This window comes from Pseudoalteromonas sp. MMG033 (assembly GCF_057197785.1).
This window is the reverse complement of sequence record NZ_CM170070.1, coordinates 2,691,645-2,713,007: the sequence shown is the minus strand read 5'-3', so window position 1 is coordinate 2,713,007 and position 21,363 is coordinate 2,691,645. Positions and strand designations below refer to the sequence as shown.

General features: G+C 41.7%; 18 protein-coding genes and 1 tRNA gene. 7 read left to right on the top strand and 12 right to left on the bottom strand.

The annotated features are described in order from the left end of the window. Positions 1-116 precede the first annotated feature (116 nt). Both cysK and AC2CZC_RS11850 read left to right on the top strand, forming a co-directional pair. On the top strand, positions 117-1,085 hold the full coding sequence (gene cysK, locus AC2CZC_RS11855) for a cysteine synthase A (protein WP_237135093.1): 969 nt from the start codon (positions 117-119) through the stop codon (positions 1,083-1,085). Between the two features lie 272 nt (positions 1,086-1,357). Next, positions 1,358-2,260, top strand: a complete 903-nt coding sequence (locus AC2CZC_RS11850) for a substrate-binding periplasmic protein (RefSeq protein ID WP_484581935.1) — start codon at positions 1,358-1,360, stop codon at positions 2,258-2,260. 70 nt (positions 2,261-2,330) lie between these two features. Here the strand turns inward: AC2CZC_RS11850 and queE are convergent, their stop codons facing one another. Next, positions 2,331-2,996 (bottom strand): 7-carboxy-7-deazaguanine synthase QueE, encoded by a 666-nt coding sequence (gene queE / locus AC2CZC_RS11845; protein WP_484581934.1) that lies wholly within the window; start codon positions 2,994-2,996, stop codon positions 2,331-2,333. Between the two features lie 146 nt (positions 2,997-3,142). Between queE and queC the strand changes: the two genes are divergently transcribed. Next, positions 3,143-3,799: a 7-cyano-7-deazaguanine synthase QueC gene (gene queC, locus AC2CZC_RS11840; RefSeq protein WP_484581933.1), complete on the top strand. Its 657-nt coding sequence runs from the start codon at positions 3,143-3,145 to the stop codon at positions 3,797-3,799. 166 nt (positions 3,800-3,965) lie between these two features. Beyond that, positions 3,966-4,196: a hypothetical protein gene (locus AC2CZC_RS11835; RefSeq protein ID WP_063360638.1), complete on the top strand. Its 231-nt coding sequence runs from the start codon at positions 3,966-3,968 to the stop codon at positions 4,194-4,196. Positions 4,197-4,236: 40 nt separating this feature from the next. On the opposite strand, the gene AC2CZC_RS11830 is transcribed toward AC2CZC_RS11835, so the two are convergent. Further along, positions 4,237-5,406 carry an acyltransferase family protein gene (locus AC2CZC_RS11830; protein WP_484581932.1) on the bottom strand — a complete coding sequence of 390 codons (1,170 nt, stop codon included), beginning with the start codon at positions 5,404-5,406 and terminating at the stop codon, positions 4,237-4,239. Positions 5,407-5,523: 117 nt separating this feature from the next. Between AC2CZC_RS11830 and AC2CZC_RS11825 the strand changes: the two genes are divergently transcribed. The 3 genes from AC2CZC_RS11825 to AC2CZC_RS11815 all read left to right on the top strand — a co-directional run bounded on the left by AC2CZC_RS11825 (position 5,524) and on the right by AC2CZC_RS11815 (position 9,558). Further along, the gene (locus AC2CZC_RS11825; RefSeq protein WP_484581931.1) at positions 5,524-6,363 is read left to right on the top strand and encodes a LytR/AlgR family response regulator transcription factor; all 840 of its coding nucleotides are present in this window, start codon (positions 5,524-5,526) and stop codon (positions 6,361-6,363) included. 271 nt (positions 6,364-6,634) lie between these two features. After that, positions 6,635-9,154 (top strand): TonB-dependent receptor plug domain-containing protein, encoded by a 2,520-nt coding sequence (locus AC2CZC_RS11820; protein WP_484581930.1) that lies wholly within the window; start codon positions 6,635-6,637, stop codon positions 9,152-9,154. Positions 9,155-9,375: 221 nt separating this feature from the next. Next, complete coding sequence (locus AC2CZC_RS11815) at positions 9,376-9,558, top strand: hypothetical protein (RefSeq protein ID WP_484581929.1); 183 nt, start codon at positions 9,376-9,378, stop codon at positions 9,556-9,558. Between the two features lie 79 nt (positions 9,559-9,637). Here the strand turns inward: AC2CZC_RS11815 and AC2CZC_RS11810 are convergent, their stop codons facing one another. The 10 genes from AC2CZC_RS11810 to ftsH form a co-directional block, all read right to left on the bottom strand. Next, entirely contained in the window at positions 9,638-9,865 is a 228-nt protein-coding gene (locus tag AC2CZC_RS11810; RefSeq protein ID WP_039608751.1) for a hypothetical protein, read from the bottom strand. A gap of 117 nt (positions 9,866-9,982) precedes the next feature. Further along, positions 9,983-10,720 (bottom strand): hypothetical protein, encoded by a 738-nt coding sequence (locus AC2CZC_RS11805; RefSeq protein ID WP_484581928.1) that lies wholly within the window; start codon positions 10,718-10,720, stop codon positions 9,983-9,985. A gap of 363 nt (positions 10,721-11,083) precedes the next feature. Then, positions 11,084-13,057, bottom strand: a complete 1,974-nt coding sequence (locus AC2CZC_RS11800) for a UvrD-helicase domain-containing protein (protein ID WP_484581927.1) — start codon at positions 13,055-13,057, stop codon at positions 11,084-11,086. Between the two features lie 154 nt (positions 13,058-13,211). Then, positions 13,212-15,398, bottom strand: a complete 2,187-nt coding sequence (locus AC2CZC_RS11795) for a TonB-dependent receptor (RefSeq protein ID WP_484581926.1) — start codon at positions 15,396-15,398, stop codon at positions 13,212-13,214. A gap of 358 nt (positions 15,399-15,756) precedes the next feature. Then, positions 15,757-15,842: transfer RNA gene (locus tag AC2CZC_RS11790), tRNA-Leu, on the bottom strand. Between the two features lie 9 nt (positions 15,843-15,851). Continuing rightward, entirely contained in the window at positions 15,852-16,190 is a 339-nt protein-coding gene (gene secG / locus AC2CZC_RS11785) for a preprotein translocase subunit SecG (RefSeq protein ID WP_063360647.1), read from the bottom strand. Positions 16,191-16,194: 4 nt separating this feature from the next. Continuing rightward, complete coding sequence (gene tpiA / locus AC2CZC_RS11780; protein WP_484581925.1) at positions 16,195-16,938, bottom strand: triose-phosphate isomerase; 744 nt, start codon at positions 16,936-16,938, stop codon at positions 16,195-16,197. A gap of 79 nt (positions 16,939-17,017) precedes the next feature. Further along, entirely contained in the window at positions 17,018-18,358 is a 1,341-nt protein-coding gene (gene glmM, locus AC2CZC_RS11775) for a phosphoglucosamine mutase (RefSeq protein ID WP_284021938.1), read from the bottom strand. Next, positions 18,355-19,200, bottom strand: a complete 846-nt coding sequence (folP, locus tag AC2CZC_RS11770) for a dihydropteroate synthase (RefSeq protein WP_484581924.1) — start codon at positions 19,198-19,200, stop codon at positions 18,355-18,357. The genes glmM and folP overlap by 4 nt, the downstream gene beginning before the upstream one ends. Before the next feature lie 179 nt (positions 19,201-19,379). Beyond that, entirely contained in the window at positions 19,380-21,317 is a 1,938-nt protein-coding gene (ftsH, locus tag AC2CZC_RS11765; RefSeq protein ID WP_484581923.1) for an ATP-dependent zinc metalloprotease FtsH, read from the bottom strand. Positions 21,318-21,363: the final 46 nt, after the last annotated feature.

Sequence of the window (21,363 nt, the reverse complement as noted above, 5' to 3'; positions counted from 1 at the left end):
AAGCTTTTTTAATATATCTTATAGCCATTCTTTACTTCTTGTTTTGCTATATGACCAGTAAAGTGTGGCTATATTAAATATTACGAATAGTCCTAAGCTCATTTCAAGGGAACATTATGTCAAAAGTATTTTCAGATAACAGCCTAGCAATAGGCCAAACACCAATCGTTAAACTTAACCGTGTTACTGGTGGTAACGTGTACGCAAAAGTTGAGTCACGCAACCCAAGCTTCAGCGTTAAGTGCCGTATTGGCGCTTCTATGATTTGGGAAGCTGAAAAACAAGGTTTACTTGGTGAAGGTAAAGAACTAATTGAGCCGACTTCTGGCAACACAGGTATTGCGCTGGCTTTTGTTGCTGCATCTCGCGGTTACAAACTTACATTAACTATGCCAAATACAATGAGCCTTGAGCGTCGTAAGCTATTAAAAGCATTAGGCGCAAATTTAGTACTGACTGAAGGTGCTAAAGGCATGAAAGGCGCAATCGAAAAAGCGAACGAAATTTTAGCAAGCGATCCTGAGAAGTACGTACTTTTACAGCAGTTTGAAAACCCAGCTAACCCGAAAATCCACTTCGAAACAACAGGTCCTGAAATCTTCGATGCATTAGAAGGCAATATCGATTATTTCGTAGCAGGTGTTGGCACTGGTGGTACTATTTCAGGTGTGAGCCGTTATCTAAAAACTGAAAAAGGCCTTGATGTTAAATCAATCGCTGTTGAGCCAAGTGACTCTCCAGTAATTTCTCAAACACTTGCTGGCGAAGAAGTAAAACCAGGCCCTCACAAAATCCAAGGTATCGGTGCAGGCTTTATCCCAGGTAACCTAGATTTAGAATTAATTGATGGCGCAGAGCTAGTATCTAATGAAGATGCAATCGCGATGGCACACCAATTAATGAAAGACGAAGGTATTCTAGTAGGTATTTCTTCTGGTGCCGCTGTGGTTGCTGCAAAACGTATTGCAGAAAGACCTGAAAATGCTGACAAAAACATCGTCGTCATTCTACCAAGTGCAACTGAACGTTATTTATCTAGCCCAATGTTTGCTGATGAGTTCAGCGAGCAAGAGCTTGTTCAGTAAGTCACTGATAAATCTCCAGGCCAGCAACTCGCTGGCCTTTTAATCTGATTACATTCTCTTTCACCTTTCTCAAGATCCTGACTAGACTAAGTAAATAAACAATACACCTGTCTTCACAGCTAATCGTTGTCTATGTTTTTACTGTGAAAATTAAAACACTTATATCAATGGCGTCATGAAACTCTGTTTATATTGTGCAGTTGTCGACTTATCGCCTACTCGGCACTGATATGTAGAACAGAAAAAGTAGTATTTAAATAGGATTTAGTCACATGAAGTTTGTAACGAGCCTAATTTTTGGCTTTTCTATTCTGTTTTCCGCTCTTGTGAATGCAAATTTACAAGTCGGCTTCTTCAAATCTGGGCAATATCAAATGATTGCTGGCGAGTCATATAAAAATGGCTATTTATTCAGTAAAACCCCGAGCAAAGAACAGCTTCATCTCGTTACCCTAGACTGGCCGCCCTATATCGGCGATCAATTATGCAATAAAGGCTGGGTGTTTCAGTTTACTATCGCGTTGCTGGTTGACCAAGGTTACCCAGTTTATGTTGAGTTTTTACCATGGGCCAGAGCGGTCAAGGCGGTAGAGTCTGGCCAAGCTGATATTTTGTTTCCTGAATATTTCATCGAAGATGCATCCCCCTCTGATAATTTTCCAAATAAGACCAGAAGAGAACTACTGGCATTATCAAATGCATACCCAGGTGGAGAAATTGGTTTTATTAAACGCCGTGGCGAGCGCGACAAGTTTAAAGGGAATCTCAATGATCTAAAAGGAACCACCATAGGAGTGGTACGAGGTTATCAAAATACACCTGAGTTTGACGCTATGATGGACAATGGTGAATTTGTGATAGTCAAAGCCGTGGATGACTTACAACTGGTTAAGCTATTGGTGGGCAAGCGGGTTGATCTGATCATTGGGGACCCTAAAGTCTTGCGCTTTACTGTAAGTTACTCAAACCTTTCTAAATCAGAAAAGGTCACCCTATTACGTGCACTAGAAGATGTTGAACCCGCACTGCGCTATAACAACTTATTCTTTGCCCTGAGCAAAAAGAAAGACAAGTGGCGTCAAATACTCAACGATATTAATAAAGGCTTATATATTTTTAATAACAGCGGAGAAACCGAACGCATAATCGAGATGGGAAGCTCTGAATGCTATTAAGCAAAAAAGCGGTATTTCACCGCTTTTAAATACACTTTGTACACCAGCTGCTTTTCCCGATGTATGGTCGTTAGTTGATCCCGATATACTTATGCACTTGAATTGATAAGCGCCAGTTTTTCTTAACGCACGTGTCTATGGCCAATTTAGTTGCTTTGGCTTTTTGACTTATTGGTTGCAAGTAAATCAGTTTAGGCCGTACCCCTGTTTGCTCAAACAAGGCTTCTAGCTCATCAATGTGCTTTTGCATGGCTACTGGGTGTTTTATCTCATCCGCTCTTTGCATCGCTGACGTCAGTACGTCATATCCACCACGCATATTAATCTTAGGTGACACAGTTACCCAAGTTTCTTTCGGTACCAAAACTTCAAACGTACCACTGGTCTCAACCTGTGTGGTGTATCCTGCGTCGTGCAGTGAATTACACAGTTCATGCAAGTCGTACATGCAAGGCTCCCCGCCGGTGATCACGATGTGCTTTGCAGTATAACCACGCTCTTCAAATTGAGTAATTATCTCCTGCGGTGTGGCATTCGCCCACCACTCTGAGTCTGCTTTTTTCTCAACCGTTTTCTCCAAGCTCACCAAATATGTTGGATTCACATCCCAGGTTTGCTTTGTGTCACACCAAGCACATCCTACAGGACAACCTTGTAAGCGAACAAAAATAGAAGGGGTGCCCGTAAAGCTTGCTTCACCTTGGATGGTTTCAAAAACTTCATTAATCTTGTACAAAACAGCTCCAAACTACTCAATATATTTTGCGAAAATAACCTGCTAAAATTGTCATTTTTTCAGCGGCCGTGTAGTATATCGCGCCCTGAAGCAAACCTCTATTAAAATCGAGGCAAAACCTGAGGCATTTATCCGAGGTATCTCTTATGAGCGAAAAAGTCGTTGTTATCTATTCTGGAGGCATGGATTCTTACACCGTGCTAAACAAAGCCCTACAAGAGGGTCATGAAGTCTATGCGCTGTCTTTCAATTATGGACAACGACATGTCAAAGAGTTAGAAGTCGCTAAAAATGTCTGTGACAGTTTAAACGTAGCACATAAAATTGTTGATATATCTGCAATCAACCAGCTTCTTGCAGGATCATCGCTAACCGATGACATCGAAGTGCCTGAAGGCCACTACGAAGAGGAAAGCATGAAGAGCACAATAGTGCCAAATCGTAATATGATCTTACTGTCTCTGGCTGTAGGCTACGCGGTGTCTTTAAAGGCCAATAAAGTTTTTTATGGTGCTCACTCTGGTGATCACGCAATCTATCCAGACTGTAGACCTGAATTTGTCAAAAAGATGGATGATGTATGTCGTATTGCTAACTACGATGAAGTAGAGATCGTCTGCCCATATTTAAACAATACTAAAATCGATATCTTAACCGATGGCTTAAACATGGGATTAGACTACAGCCATACATGGACCTGTTATAATGGTCGTGAAAAGGCGTGTGGTAAATGTGGCGCATGTCAAGAACGCTTAGAAGCATTTGAACTCAATAAAGCTACAGATCCGCTCTCTTACGAATAAAGCATATCAATTTTGCTATACCCTAAATACGCAGGGTATAGCAAAGCTTTCTCATTCCCCTCACTTCATCCTTTCACTTTCTCTTACATTTAATCTGACACTTGTCACTATACTCAACACAAATATCGGCTATGATTAAGACAATTCAAGTTAAGGAGATTGGGCTATGTCTGGTACAACTATGGTGTTTTTAATCGTACTTGTTAGTGTCGGCTTTGGCGTGATAAGCGATCTATATGGCAAGTACTTACAAGCTAAAAAACAAAGTGGGATTAATAAACAAGAGAGCGATCAGCTCAAAACTGAGCTCGCACATTTAAAAGACCGTGTTGCAGTCCTTGAGAGGATCGTAACGGACGAGGGCTACCAAGTAGATAAAAAAATCAAAAGCCTGTGAATTTGCATATCGCCAGCAATGTCACTGGCGATATGAAAATCTATTTAGATAAACTCGGTAGACCAAAAAGTAGTTTAACTGGACCAGAGCGCTTTATTATCTCATATCCCACATAGCACCCCGTCACAGTGAACAAAACAATCAATATTCCTTCCCAAAGGATTGATATACCATAGGGCTTAAGCCAAGCAGCGGCAATCATTATCAGCGTTTGATGTAGAATATACCAAGGCAAAATTGCCCCAGTTGCATACGCCAGCTTATTACTAGGCTTATCCAAATGCTTGGCACCGTAGCCAATCAACATCAATATCCATGCCCAGTGATTGATACTGAGTAGCACGCCATACAAGCTCTTTACCCATATGCTCGTATCGAAGTGCTGCGCGAGTTCATATAAAACCCCGTGCTTATCCATAATAATAAAGCTATATCCCAATAAGGCGAGTATCAATAAAATATGGCGCTGTGCAATGACGCTCGCTTTAAACCGTGGCAATAGCGCAAAGCAATATCCAGAAAAGAAGACGAAAAAGTACTTGCCATGGTTATACCAGTCATCAATCAATGCATGTGTTGATGGATAATTGGCTCGCAAACTGAACCAGACACAAAAAATAAAGCTGACCACAAGCACAAATGCAAACGCTGGCGATAGTCGCGTCAGACATGAATGAAAGAAATGGTGAACGGGAAGCAGTTTAAAGATCAGCAACAAACAGACGCAATATGTCCACAAATAAGCTAAAAACCAGAGATGATTCCATGTTAGTAACCCAATGATAGATTGATATTCAGGTAACAGCACCGTATTGGGGTTGATATAAGCGAACCAAAATTCAATGAATGTCATATCTATCAGCCCCTTGCCAGACGCTTCTAGATACAATTGCGGCGCAACTACGATATACATGGAAAATATCAGCGGTATAAACAAACGGATAAATTTCGCCTTAAACAGAGTCCATGTCGACATCTTCCGCTCGCAGTAAGCAAATACAATCCCCGAAATAAAAAACAGTAAAGACATACGCCAAGGGTTAGTTAACAACATCAAATCTTGTAATAGCACAGAAGTGTCCGCACTTTTAATATGAAACGCCCACCCTTCTACATAGTACATCCCGACATGATATAAAATGAGTATTGCAAACGCCCCCACTCTTACCCAGTCTAGATACCACTGTCGAGAAAAGTTCGACTCAATCATACATCCTCCGATTACATTAAGGTGTTTATATGTTTAAATAACCACCTAAGTAAATCACCTAGCTTATTGAAATTCATGGATATAGTGATGAGCGGTGGGAATTAGGGATAAGTTGAGATGTGGATAACAAAAATCATAAAGCAACATACAACTTGGTGTGGCTACGCAGCCATTGTGCTCTACGTTTTGATTAATAACACCATCAATGCGTTTTCAAATTGGACAGAGCAAACTAGAAATGGAACAGCAACCATACAACTTTGGGAGCCCTTTGTATGGCAATACTCAAGCGCCTTATCATTATTCTTGTTGCTGCCTGCTCTATTTATTTTTTTTAAGCGATTTCCGCCTCGTGCAAATGGGCTTTTGAAGCAGCTCACTGTTCACATCAGCACCTCTTTTTTATTTTCGCTGTGTCATGTGCTGCTTATGGTCTTATGCCGACATGGCGTATACATATTTCTTGGAAGAGACTATGACTTTGGAAATTACTACACTGAATTTATTTACGAGTACCGTAAGGATGTACTTACTTACGTTAGTATCTTTGTCTGCTACCACTGCGCAAAGTGGATAATTAGCACACAACTCAACACGATTGAACAGCCAGAAGCCACTGCGCCAATTACGCAATTTATTGTTAAAAAACAAGGTAGCGAATACCAAGTAAAAGTAGCCGATATCCAGTGGTATGAAGCATGTGGGAACTATGTTAATTTACATAGCCGAGGCCGAGTTTACCCATTGAGGCACACACTAAACCGACTATGTGCTGAATTAGAAAATAGTCATGTGACACGCGTCCATCGCAGTTTCGCCATCAATGACCAAGCAATAAGGTCAGTGCGCTATAACTCTAGTGGCGATGGCGTGATCACTTTAACCTCAGGGGATGAAATTAATTTATCAAGGCGATATAAAGAAGGCTTTAGAAAAATATACAAAGCATCTGTGTAGATAAAATAATACGGTATTCCAAATATCAACAAGATTATAAATGTTAAAATTAACTACAAAAGGCGCCAAACCAATTAATTTTATTAATTATTTGAAAGCAAGTGGTAGCACTATCTTTCTAATAAAATAGCCAAAAGTTAGAAGTTATAAACTATAACAAAAATGAATTTAACGACGCATAAATTACTCTTTAGTATCCCCTCCTCTATAAAGAATTAGTCTCATTCATTGAGCTTCTCAGAATACCGAAATCAACTCGCTAGGATATACAATGTTAAAACCAAGCTTCTTGGCAGCGTCAGTCAGCCTGATATTAGCTTCTGCACCTGCTTTCACATTTAAGGCACACGCATCCTCAAGCCAGTCTCCTGAGCTAAAGCCAGAAGTCATCGAAGTCACGGGTACCAGACGAAGCTTACGCAGCATAGCTGAAAGCACGGTACCAGTAGATATCATCAGCTTAAATGAAATTAACAGCTCTGGTCAGCTTGAATTAAGCCAAGTATTAACCACCCTTATTCCTAGCTTTAACTTCCCTAATTCACAATTAGCAGATGGCACAGATCATGCTCGTCCAGCTGTTTTAAGAGGTTTGGCGCCAGATCACACCCTCGTACTGGTTAATGGTAAGCGTCGTCACTCAAGTGCCTTGTTAAATCTAAATGGTACTGTGGGCCGTGGCTCCTCTGCTGTCGATTTAAATATGATCCCAACTGCGGCAATTAAGCGAATTGAAGTACTGAGAGATGGCGCTGCAGCACAATATGGTTCAGATGCCATTGCTGGTGTCATTAATATTGTCTTAAAAGATGCAGACGAAGGCGGATCACTCAACTTTACCTATGGTAAATATGACACTCAAATGGCTGGGGCAAAACAGTTAGAGCGCGTATATCAAGGTGATGATGGCGAGCTAGCATTTGATCTTGGTGAAGACCGCCGCATCAGCGACGGTAATACAGGCACCTTAAGTGGCAATATCGGCCTGCCTCTTGGTGATAATGGATTTGTCCATTTAAGTGCTGAGATGCGTAACAAAGCGCCTTCTAATCGCTCTGGATTTGACCCACGAGCACAATATGCCAAAGACGATGCGGGTAACTTTGACCCAAGAGAATTTGATGCCGAGCGATATAACCACAGGTTTGGTAAAGCGGATATAGAAGATGTCGCTTTCTTTTACAACGCAGGATATGACCTAAGCGATACATTATCTCTATACTCTTTTGGTAGCTACTCCGAGCGCGAAGGTAACTCAGGTGGTTTCTTCCGTCGCCCACAAGATGGCAGAAACGTTGTTGAAATATACCCTAATGGATTTTTACCACAGATCACTACGCAAGTAGACGACTTTGCTGTTGCAGCGGGTATCACATCTCATACCGCAGGTTGGGACTTAGACAGTAGTATTAACTACGGCCGTAACCAATTTAGCTTTGGTGTCACTAACAGCTTAAATACATCAATGGGTGCGCAAAGCCCAACAGACTTTGACAATGGTGACTTAGTCTATGATCAATTAACGCTGAACTTTGATGCTAAAAACAGCATTGATTTAGGTTTATATGAGGAAGTATTCATCACTGTCGGTGCTGAATATCGCAATGAGTCATACCAGATTAAAGTCGGTGAAGAGGCCTCTTACCTCACTGTTTTAGATGCGCAAGGTATCCCTGTTGCCGCAGGCGGCGCACAAGTTATGGCCGGCTTTTCACCAGCCAGTGCGGTTGATGAATCTCGTCACAACATTGCTGTATTCACAGAGCTAGATACCTATGTAACGGCAAAATGGAACCTTGTTGCTGCAGCACGCTTCGAAGATTACAGCGATTTTGGCTCTACATTGACTGGTAAACTTGCCACGCGTTATGAGTTTAATGACGCCTTGTCATTTAGAGGTGCGATTAGCACAGGATTTAGAGCCCCATCACTTGCGCAATCAACATATAAGTCCGTCAGTACTGTATTCGAAAATGGCATACCAAATGAAGTGGGCCTATTTCCTGTAGACACACCAGCGGCACAAGCACTGGGTGCAAAAGCACTCGATGCTGAAGAGTCAATTAATTTAACTGCTGGTTTTATTTATACTTATGATGCTTTCAGTTTTACTGTCGATGCATATCGAATTGATATTGATGATCGTATCGTATTATCAGAGAACTTAAGCGGTGATGCTGTTGAAGACATTTTGAAAAGTGCGGGTGAGCATAATGTACAGCGCGTTAGGTACTTCACCAATGCCATTGACTCTCGCACACAAGGTGTTGATATTGTAGCAACTTATAGCTTTGACTTGAGCGCCTTAGGTGAGCTGAGCTTAAGCGCGGCTTTGAATCTTAACGATACAGAAGTGACGCATGTTAAAGACAACCCTGCTGAGCTTGCTGCATTGGGTGATGAGTACCAGTATTTCGCTCGCAGAGAAATTGCACGCTTCGAAGATGGTACGCCAAAAGATAAGCTCAATCTCGTAGCCACGTGGCAATACCAAGATTGGACAGCTATTTTAAAGGCAACCCGCTATGGTGAAACAACAGACTCATCAAGCACGGTAGAAAAAGATGAAGTGCTAGATGCAAAATGGATAACAGATTTAGAAGTCGCTTATCAAATGACCCAGCAATGGCGTGTTGCTATTGGCGCGAATAACTTATTTGACCAATACCCACAAGATACTGTTGGCAACATTGGTTTTAGTAACTTCAACCAAATTTTCCCATATTCAGCGTTTTCTGCGTACAACACAGATGGCCGATTTGTATACGCAAAAGCATCATTTAATTTCTAATATGTTTTTTGTCGCCAGTACTATCTGCTGGCGGCAAACCTTCCTCTCTGTACCATTACCTCTTTCAAACCCGTAAGTAATTACTTGTACAAAAATCACCCTTGATTTCTTTGTAATAAATATGTTATCAAAGTATTTGGGGTAATAATTTACCAATGGAAGTTTGCTTTATATCCCGCACGAAGCCATGAAATAATCTAAATTAATAGAAGGAAACTAGTATGGACTTAAAATTAAATAAAAAGAGCATTAAAAAACTCAACTCAGATATCAATACATTGCCAAAAGCAGCAACGCCTCAAATAGGTGGAGGTACTATCCAACCGACTGACATATGCAATTCGAACGGTGTTTGCTGGACACAAAGAGGTCCTGGCAGGCCATGTGAAATCTTTCCTGAATAAAATCGTACTTTAAGCTACGTACTTAATCAGTACGCAGCTTAAAGTTATAAAAAAACCGCGATTATCGCGGTTTTTTAAATTACCAATAATGGATCATTTGATGTCTATAGTTCATAAATTTATTTCGATATTTACATGAACCAATGGCTTTATATTCAACACCATAAAATCCCGGAGCGCTGTGCGTTCTAGTTACTTGCCAGCTACAGTTATCATTAAAACTTGGGTCATTTGAAGTCCAAGCCAGCGCTTGGCCTGAAGCGACCAATAAAGCCGCCAATGCGGTGCTTTTTAAAACCTTATACATATTTTTCTCCTTAAGATGAATGTTGGCCATAAGTCCTATATTTATACCTATGGTTTATAAACTTACTTGAATACAGGTACCAGTTCATTACCTCTTATTTTTCTTTTGCAATTATCATTAATTAGAACCAGATAAATTAAACCCCTTCATTGTTCTTGCTATATACACAGTAAAATGATCTGAGTCTGGGTCTCGTTCAATCATCACAGGCAACGCGCCGCGCCCTTGAGACTGTTTATCCAAGACTGAATTTAAATCTTCAGATAACGCATGTATCTCATCATCGCTTTGCAAAAATACCTTAGTTGCACACTGGTTGCTGCGACATTGGGTATGCTCAAATGGGTAAATACTTAACGCATCTTCAGTGAACAACTCACCATATTTTTGCTCTTGTCGTTGAGCCCACTGATGATCTATCGGCTCATCAGAGAAGCGCTCAGCTGCACTGACTCGCTTACCACCTTGGTTTTGTAAGGCTTGCATATATAGCTCAAAATCTTTTATCGCAAGCTCTGCCTCCAACTGCATAATTGTGAGCTGCTCTGGCGCATCTGCGCTTGGGGTCATATCCTGATAAGGATGTTGTTTTCCTATATCTACTAAATTGGCTGACGTGAACACATCTGTTGAGTCCGCAACGAACTTGAACTCTTCCGCTGCTTCTGTTTCAGTCTCTAAAGTATGCTCGTCGAGAGGATTACTAAGTACATGTTCTTGATCATGCTTCTTCTGCGGTATAGTGCTAACACTGTCACTTTTAACTGAAAAGTCAGTAAGGTATACACCTAACAGCAGAGCCAACACGTATTTGACAGAGATTTTTGCATCTAAAAAAGCTGCGATTGTCTTCATTGTTTTTTAATTAAATTTATTAACTAATCAATTTTTATCGCCTAGACGTGCAAAAAACAATCAAACAGTTTGCTTTTGTTAGAATAATATTGAAATTGGCTTGAAATCGCATTGTTCAACTATACTAAAGCTGTCTTTTGCAGCTTACTTATGGCGTATCACCTTAGCTTTAATCACACTATTGATAAAATAGAGTTCATGAAATGGTTTATCTTCCCTAGGGCTTATTTACTGCGTGTTTTATCTCATTAAGCATCTGGGATATAGGGCCTGATTTTAGACGTTAAACTTGATATCGATTACACCGAATCAATATAGACTCTATAAACTTAGCCATTTTGTATTTTAAATGAAGCTATAAGATTAGGATTCCAGCTCTTTAATAAAAATGCTCGGCTCACTAGGAGACATGATATAAGCTTGACGTTTTGCACGGGTTAAAGCCACATAAAATAAACGACGCTCTTCAGCATTTGGGTAGGCCTCTAGTGGGGGAAGAAATGCATCAATAATTCGGTCGTTTTGGCGCAATGCTGGTACAGAGTTTTTATCTAACCCAGTTAGAATGGTAAAGTCAGCTTCTTTACCCTTCGCCGCATGAAATGTCATGGCAATAATATCAAGCTGTGCATACTGATCATTTAACAACATAAGCGCTTCTTTAGAAGGAAGCTGCTTATGGTAGCGCGCAAGGATCATGACCGATGTATGCCCCGAATGTCGCATGGCTATTTGCTTAATCACTAGGGTGTAAGCATTCACCGACATTTCTGGTGTGATCACCACAGAAGGCACATCGGGAACACTCTGCGCACGGACTTGTTTAACAATTTGCTGCGGGTTTTGGCACACAAAATGACTGGCCAAATCGAGTAAATCTTGACCGTAGCGGAACGTTTTATCCAGTTGCATGACTGTAGAGGCACCAAAGTGATGTGTAAAATTTGTAGTAAGCCTAAGATCTGCACCATTGAAACGATAAATCGACTGCCAGTCATCTCCAACGGCAAATAAATGACTTCGTGTATGCTGTGCCAACAACGCCTTGATCAACTCAGCCCTGACTAAAGAAATATCCTGAAATTCATCGACCAAGATATGCACCCAAGGACTCTTGAAACGCCCCTCTTTGACATATTTAGTTGCACGATTAATCATGTCATCATAATCAATCGTCTGTTCATTATTAAGATACAGTTGATATTCCGTGATGACAGGGCGAAATACACTGAGTAAATCTTCAAATTCTGTTTCTAAATTTTGTATACTGCCAAGGCTAGCGGCCTGCTTATACAAACTTATAAGATCACTAAACTGCTTAACCAATCGCGCCACAGAGCTTGCAGAAAAGTCCAGCTCCCTTTCATCTGGTTTATATCCAAAATGCACCATCAATAACTGCAGTAATCGTTGCTTATAAGCGCGGTCTTGGCAAAGAGACACCAATGCATCGTGGATAAATTGCTGCTTCTTTTTATCGTGATGACATAATTGAGAAAGAATCGGCGGCTTTCCTTCCACTTGGCCTAAAATATACGTCCCTAGACTGTGAAAAGTGCGGCAAGTGGCATCAAAATTTGCGTTTTTAAGCCTCTGTTGCATTTCATCTGCAGCATCTTTGCCATAAGCAAGCATTAAAATTTGCTCGCTGTTTGCCAGTTTAGCGTTCAGTAAATAACCCACTTTTGCGATCATCACACTGGTTTTTCCCGTACCAGCACCCGCGAGCAACAATTGTCTTTCATCAACAACCACACACGCTCTACGCTGAGCTATGGTCAATGGCTTGGACGCAACTGAATCAAAGTAGGCTTCATAATCAAGCAGCTGCTTTTTAATATAGGCTTCTCTAAACTCATCGATATCTTGCTGCTGCCATGTGTGTACTTCTTCTAAAGTGAATCGGGTTTGAGCGAGATGCCTTTCAAAACGTTTGTCTAGCGACCAATTTAACCAGTAACCTGCCAACTCTGAGGTCATTTTTTGCGCTGTAAGCAATAAGCTGTGAGACAGATACCGTTTTTCCAATAACGACTCTAGTTTAGCTATGCTTTGCGCCAACTTATTAACGTGAGAGCTTAACCAGAGCTTTTGTAATTCAAATTGTGCAGCCTCTAAATCACATCCTTGGATCCGTACTTTAAAGTTAGACTCTGGCGTAAAAACTTGAATTTTAGGTGTGATTTTACCAAGCAAAATAGCTGGAGGCTGAGATTGAATTTGCCATGTGTACAGTTTTTTTACCGATTTAGTTTCAATCACGATGCCTTTGGTGGAAATTGACATGGCACTGATCCCATCCATGAGTCGCGATAATGTATGAACTGTAAACTGCATTAAATCTACTGAAGAAGCTGAATATAAGTCAGAGTTTAGGGGAATATAAGAGGACTGTCATTGATTATTCAATGCCATTGAACAAATAAGGAGTAACACTGCACTTTTGCCCAAACAGCAAAAGGCCAGCAGAAGCTGGCCTTTTCTGAGTTGCTTAATCTAGCCAAAAGTCTTTTCTAAATTTAAGGCCAAACTCGCTGCGGTCATTGCTGCGCATGACGCCAACAAAGCCAGCTTGTTGTAAACGACCAACATCATATACTTCGTTGAATACGTTTTCACCGTATAAGGTCACTTCTGTATCGCCTTCGCTATTGGTATACGAGATATTAAACCCAAACAGCTCGCGAGACTCAATGAATTCATTTGGATTATTCACTGATTGACCTTGCATGTCTGAGCGGTAAGAGTAACTAGCGTTAACAGCCACGGTTGCACCTGAATCTAGGTCCATAAAATAAGACGGCGCCACCATAACCGTCCAACGTGGTGTCAATGCAGGTGCGTTACCTACTGTGATACCTTGAACACCATCATCAACGTGTGTAATTTCTGAGTCAAGATAACCCACTGAACTGCGGATACTGAAATCATCTGTTACTGCAACAGTTGTCTCTAGCTCAATACCTTGCGCGCGTGACTCTCCCGCATTTTCAATATATGTGTTGAACCCATTTGACGGATCGTTAAATGGCAATGCCAAGTCTGTGTAATCTGTAACAAACAGAGCAACCATCATAGACACACGGTCATGCACTTGACCTTTAAAACCAACCTCGTAGTTAAGTGCCTTAGTCTCATCAAATGAGACAAAGGCATCAGCACCACCAAATGGACGCGGCGGGAAGCCACCACTTTGATAACCCTTTTGAATTTGTGCGTATACGTTCATATCACGATTTAGTTGATATGCCGCATTCACGTCCCAAGTTACTTCATCAAATTCAGCTTCTGCGTTTTTTGCAAAGTACGTAAAGTCAGCTTTTGCCTCTTTAGAGTCCTCTGAATATCTTAAGCCACCACCTAAGCTTAATCGCTCAGTAATATCAAAGCTTGCATTAAAATAAGCGGCATAAGAATCCGTTTCTTGCTCAATACGAAACGAGCCCGGTGCTGAAGGTGTATTGAACGGACTATAAACATAAGGTGCCGACGCTGTGAAACCATCTTCATTGAAGTAGTACAAGCCAGATACAAAGTCCCAAGAATCAAATGTACCATTTAACTGAAATTCAACTGAGAACTGATCAGCACCGCCTTCTTCAGGGAATTCAGATAAATGCAGTGGTGTACCATCATCATCAAGACCACCCGTATAATCTGAGCTACGCTTACTGGTGATAAATTTAACCGCATATTCGTCATTCACTTGCCAATCAGCAATGACTGAAGCGCCCCAGCCTGAGTAATCTGTGCTTTCAATACCTGCTACCGTTGAACCTAAGTCATCAGGGTTCTCAGGTAACATACTTTCCTTTAACAACGGAAAGTCACCATTATTCGGGTCATTTGGATCAAGGCCACCTGTTACTTCAATAGTATAAGGTGATTGGCCGGATTCATTGTCTACCGCATCAAGGGCAACATTCAGACTAAAGTCACTGCTAGGCTGCCACTTAACAGCTAAACGGCCACTCATTTCTTGTTCTTCACCGATTTCTTTTTCAGGGTTTGCTAGATTAACAGCATGACCAACACCATCACGCTCTTTATAAGAGGCATTGGCTGCAAAGCTCCACTCATCATTAATCATTTGGTTGGTATAAATATCACCACCAAGTCTGCCACGAGAGCCTACTTTTGACTCAACGCGCACGATGTCTTCACTACCCGGCTTTTTCGTAATGATATTTACCGCGCCACCCAGCGTATTACGACCATACAAAGTACCTTGAGGCCCGCGTAGGACTTCAACACGTTCAATATTCGGCAAAGATAAGTTAGACCCCATTTGGCGGCCTAAGTACACACCGTCAACATATACACCCACGCCTGGATCTGTCGTAATTACGTGGTCTTGAAGACCAATACCGCGGATAAATACGGATGCATGGGCAGCATTACCCACGCCGTAACGGGTAATATTTAGGTTAGGAACAAATTTACCAATATCATCTAGATTACTCATGTTGCCTTTTTCAATGGCATCCGAGCCAATCGAGGTGATCGCTGTTGGTGTTTCAAACAGGCTTTCAGTACGTTTACGTGCTGTTACCTCTATTTTTTCAAAGGTCGTATTTTTAGCCTGAGTTTCTTCAGCTGCAAAGGAAGGTAAGCTCACTGCTGTTAAAATTGCAGCGCTTAGCGCAGATAGACCAACGCGTGGTAAAACTGTTGTCATAAAATCTCCAAAGGAATCGCCGTGTGTGTTCAGCCTGAGGGAGGCTGCTCGCTCATATCTGCATAAAAAACAGACATAAAAAAAGATGCGTAATACGCACCTCTTTCCTCTGGAAGGCCATTATACTCATTTAATGTATAAAACGAAATAAAAACTTCATAAATAAATTAATAAGCAAATTTACTACCATTTAAAAACCAACTGTTTACAAGTGAATTAGAAATTCAACACTCTTTTAGAAACACTGACGGGTGATAATTTGAAAGCGTAAGACAGAAATAAACTGCAAGCAAATGAGAGCACCAAGCTGGATGATAAAAAACAAAAAACCCGCAGCATAAGCTACGGGTTTAATATTTGGTGCGAATGGGGGGACTTGAACCCCCACGAGCATAGCTCACCACCCCCTCAAGATGGCGTGTCTACCAATTCCACCACATTCGCAAATCTTTTTTAGTTTGGTACGTCCGAGTCTTCGTTAGAAGCTGGTACGTCCGTTGCTGCTGGGACAGTGACTGCCGCAGGAGCTTCTAGGTTTTCCCACTGATCAGTTTGTTTTATCTGACCTGCAGTAAGGTTACCTAGCGCAATACTTAACACGAAAAACACGGTTGCAAGTACTGTCGTAGTTTTTGTCATAAAGTTGCCTGCACCAGACGAACCGAAAACGGTTGCTGAAGCACCTGCTCCAAATGAAGAGCCCATGTCGGCACCTTTACCTTGTTGAATCAAAATCATTCCAACTAACGCTAAAGCAACGACTAAGTAGACAACCAAAAGAATTTCGTACATTTACTTATCCTTTTGCACTCTCGCAGATAGATGTAAATGAATCAGGTTTAAGGCTTGCGCCTCCAATTAAACCGCCATCAATATCTGCTTGTGCGAACAATAATTCACTATTACTTTCATTAACGCTACCACCATATAGTATCTGTAGCGTTTGTGAAACTTCAGCGTCATATTTTGACACCAAATCTCTTATAAACTTGTGTACTGCTTGAGCTTGCTCTGGGGTGGCCGTTTTACCAGTCCCGATAGCCCAAACAGGCTCGTATGCTATCACAGACTTAGCCAGTGATGCTATACCTAATTTGTCTATTACAGCAATTATTTGCGCTGCAACAACTTCTTCAGTCTGCCCTTGCTCTCTTTGGCCTTCTGTTTCACCAACACATAATATTGGTGTTAACTCATTTACCTGAGCTTGAGCAAACTTGTTGGCTACATCTTCATTAGACTCACCAAAAATACTTCTTCTTTCAGAATGACCAACTAGCGTATACTTCGCGCCAAGTGACTTAACTAAAGAAGCTTGAACTTCTCCAGTAAAAGCACCTTTGTCATGCTCTGAAACAGTCTGCACACCGGCGACTACGCCTGACGCAACAACGTTACTTAATAGTGCAGTAGGTGGAATAACAACAATTTCAACATCTTGATTTTTGACGTTTTTAACTGCGCTTGTAATTGACTGAACAAGTTCAAGAGAACCATTCATTTTCCAATTACCTGCCACCATAGGCTTTCTTTTCAACATCCGATACTCCGCGTCAGAAAGCGGGTGAGATACTAACGCTACTCACCCAAAGTTACAAGAAAAATTTTAATTTTGTGGTTTAATTGCTTACAGATTCAACAACTTCTGCAATTTGCTGAGAGAAGTCCATCACTTGCTTCTCTTGCTCAGCCTCGACCATGACACGTACTACAGGCTCTGTACCTGACTTACGGAGAAGTACTCTTCCCTTACCATCAAGTTTAGCTTCTACATCTTTTACTGCGGCTTGTACCGCTTCATTACTAACAGGATCAGTGCCCTTTGCATAACGTACATTGATCATATTCATTGGATACTTAGTAAAACCGGCGCCTAAGTCCTTCAACGTTTTATTCTGAGCAACCATTGCAGCAAGCACTTGCAAGCTAGAAATGATGCCATCACCTGTAGCGATTAAATCAAGATTCAAAACGTGACCAGAGCTTTCCCCACCAATGTTCCAGCCTTCTTGAATAAGTAGCTCTAACACGTAGCGGTCACCCACTTTACTGCGTAAGAAAGGAATGTCTTGTGCTTTAAGGGCGTTTTCTAGACCCATGTTTGACATAACAGTCCCAACAACTCCACCCTTAAGCGTATCGTTAAACTTGGCTTGCAGTGCAGCAATGTAGACAATGTCGTCGCCATCAAAAACACGACCATTATGATCAACCATCATCACACGATCGCCATCACCATCATATGCAATGCCCACATCAGCTTTGTGTTCGAGCACCTGACGTTTAAGCGCATCTACATGTGTTGCACCACACTGCGCATTAATATTTGTACCGTCAGGTTCACATGCTGTCGCGATAACTTCTGCACCAAGTTCTTGCATAACGGAAGGCGCTATGTGATACGTAGCGCCGTTAGCACAATCTAAGACAATTTTTAACCCTTCTAAAGAGTACTCTTTAGGGAACTGACTTTTACAAAACTCAATGTATCTACCACTTGCACTATCCAAGCGACGTGCCTTACCAAGTTGTTCAGAAGGTACGCACGTCATCGGTTCGTCAAGCATAGCTTCTATTTCAAGCTCTACAGCATCATCTAATTTCTTACCATTGCCGCCAAAAAATTTGATTCCATTGTCATGATAAGGATTATGCGATGCACTGATGACAATACCAGCCTCAGCTCTGAATGTTTGCGTTAAATACGCAACGGCTGGTGTTGGCATCGGGCCAAGTAAAACCACATCAATACCAGCTGCAATTAAGCCAGCTTCAAGAGAGGTTTCTAGTAAATAGCCCGAAATTCTCGTATCTTTACCGATGATCACTTTTTTCGTGCCTGACTTAGATAAAACTTTACCTGCAGCCCAACCTAACTTTAAGGCAAATTCTGGTGTAATAGGGAACTCACCTACAAGCCCTCTCACACCATCTGTACCAAAATACTTTCTCGTTGTCATTTAGTTACTCCATGCATTGCTGCAGACCACACCCGCAGCACATCATTGGTTTCTTTTACATCGTGAACGCGAAGAATGTGCGCGCCTTGCTGCGCGCACAATAAAGCACCAGCTAAACTTGCTGGCAAGCGCTCACTTGTATCCCGATTTAATAAATTTCCAAACATTGATTTACGTGACAACCCCGCCAAAACAGGCAAGTTAAAATCTGTAAACTGATGAAACTGTCCAAGTAATTCAAAGTTATGCTCAAGTGATTTCCCAAAGCCAAAACCTGGATCGAGGATCAATCTAGAACGCTCAATCCCAGCCTTCTCACACACCGCAATACGTGTATGAAAAAAATCTTTAATGTCATTTATGAGATGTTCGTACTTAGGTGCTTGCTGCATTGTTCTGGGCTGCCCCTGCATATGCATCAAGCAAATGGGTGCATCTGGAAATTGCGCAGCGACTGATAAGCACCCTTCTTCGCGTAAAGCGCGAACATCATTAATAATATCTGCGCCAGCCAACAATGCCTGACGCATTACTTCTGCTTTGCTAGTATCAATAGAAATAACACAATCTGACTGTGTTCTTATACGTTCAATAACAGGGATGACGCGTTCAAGCTCTTCATCTAATGCAACATCAGATGCGCCTGGCCTGGTGGATTCTCCACCAATATCAAGAATAGTTGCGCCCTCTTTAAGTAGTGCTAACGAATTTATGACAGCGCTATCATTTTTATAGTTCTTGCCGCCATCAGAAAATGAATCTGGAGTTGTATTTACGATACCCATTATGTGTGGGCTAGAAAGGTCTAAGGTGCGACCTCGGGGTAATGAAAGTTTAAACATGTGTTATCTTCCTGCTATTTGTATCTAAGCATACTTTAACTAGCCCTTCCAGATTATTGATTAGATTCACTTAAATATAAAGTTAGCTAGAAATAAGCAGGTGTAAAGTAAATAAAAGATACAAAAAGGCCCCGAGATAGCTCGAGGCCTAAATTCTTACAGTGCTATTTTACCTTTGATTAAGGCTTATCATCAAGCTCTGTATTCGATTGAGGTGGAATTTGCTGACTAGGCTCTTCAGCCTGAGTTGCTGAAGTACCACCATTCACACCACTATCTTGATCTGGTTTGCGATCGTGTGCATCTCTTGGTGGACGCACTTCTTTGCGTTCCATCAGATCGTCAATCTGCCCTGCGTCAATTGTTTCATACTTCATCAGTGCATCTTTCATTGCATGAAGTATGTCCATATTGTCTTTTAGGATTTGCTCAGCTCTATCATAGTTGTTAGTAACAAACTTCTTGATTTCAGCATCAATTAACTTAGCCGTCTCATCAGACACACCAGCCAATCTTGAGCTACCACCACCCATGTACATCTCACCTTGCTCTTCCATGTACATCTGTGGACCTAGGACAGGGCTAAGACCCCATTGTGTTACCATCTTCCGGGCTATATCAGTCGCACGTTCAATATCGTTGCTTGCGCCAGTTGTTACCTTATCATCGCCATAGATAATCGCTTCTGCAATTCGGCCACCATATAAGCTAGATAGCATAGATTCTAAATGCTCTTTAGAATGACTAACACGATCTTGCTCAGGTAGATACATGGTCACACCAAGTGCACGGCCTCGCGGTATGATAGACACTTTGTAAACTGGATCATGCTCAGGAACTAAACGTCCAACAATTGCGTGCCCAGCTTCGTGATATGCCGTCATCTCTTTTTCTTTCTCAGACATGACCATCGACTTGCGCTCTGCACCCATCATGATCTTATCTTTTGCAGCATCAAACTCAGCCATGCTGACCTTACGCTTGTTTCCACGAGCGGCAAATAACGCAGCTTCATTAACTAAGTTAGCTAAATCGGCACCAGAAAAACCAGGAGTACCACGTGCTATCAATGACGCTTCAACATTCGAGTCAAGCGGCACTTTACGCATGTGAACGTTTAGGATTTGTTCACGGCCTCTCACATCTGGCAGTCCTACAACAACTTGACGGTCAAAACGCCCAGGTCTCAATAGAGCAGGGTCTAAAACGTCAGGTCTGTTTGTCGCAGCAATCACGATGATGCCTTCATTACCTTCAAAACCATCCATCTCGACGAGCATTTGGTTGAGTGTTTGCTCACGCTCGTCATGGCCACCACCCATACCGGCACCACGCTTACGACCAACTGCGTCGATTTCGTCGATGAAGATAATACATGGCGCTGCTTTTTTAGCCTGCTCAAACATGTCTCGAACACGCGATGCACCAACACCAACAAACATCTCTACAAAATCTGAACCAGAAATTGTGAAGAAAGGTACTTTTGCTTCACCGGCAACAGCCTTAGCAAGTAGCGTTTTACCCGTACCAGGAGGGCCTACCATTAATACCCCTTTAGGGATATTGCCGCCAAGCTTTTGGAACTTAGAAGGATCACGCAAGAAGTCAACAAGCTCTGTTACATCTTCTTTTGCTTCATCACAACCTGCTACATCGGCAAACGTCGTCTTGACTTGGTCTTCACTCATCAAGCGAGCTTTACTTTTACCAAACGACATTGCGCCTTTACCGCCACCGCCTTGCATCTGACGCATGAAGAAAATCCATACACCGATTAACAGCAGCATTGGGAACCATGAGATGAACACATTCGCCAAGAACGATTGCTCTTCCGGTGCAACGCCTTTCACGTTTACATCATTTTTTAGCAAATCATTAATTAGGTCTTCATCATATAATGGCATGATCGTTTGAAAACGCTCGCCATTGCTTTTAATCCCTGAAATAGTGCCAGCTGTACGATCTATATTTGCTTCTCTAATCGCACCACTACGCACTTCTTTTACAAACTGAGTGTAACTTGTTTGACGATCAATTTGCTCGCCACCATTGAAACTCTGAAACACAGTCATAAGCACTACTGCAATGACCAGCCAGAGAATTAAGTTCTTCGCCATATCGCTCAAGGGGTTAACCTCTTGTATCCAATTTATTTAAAATCAT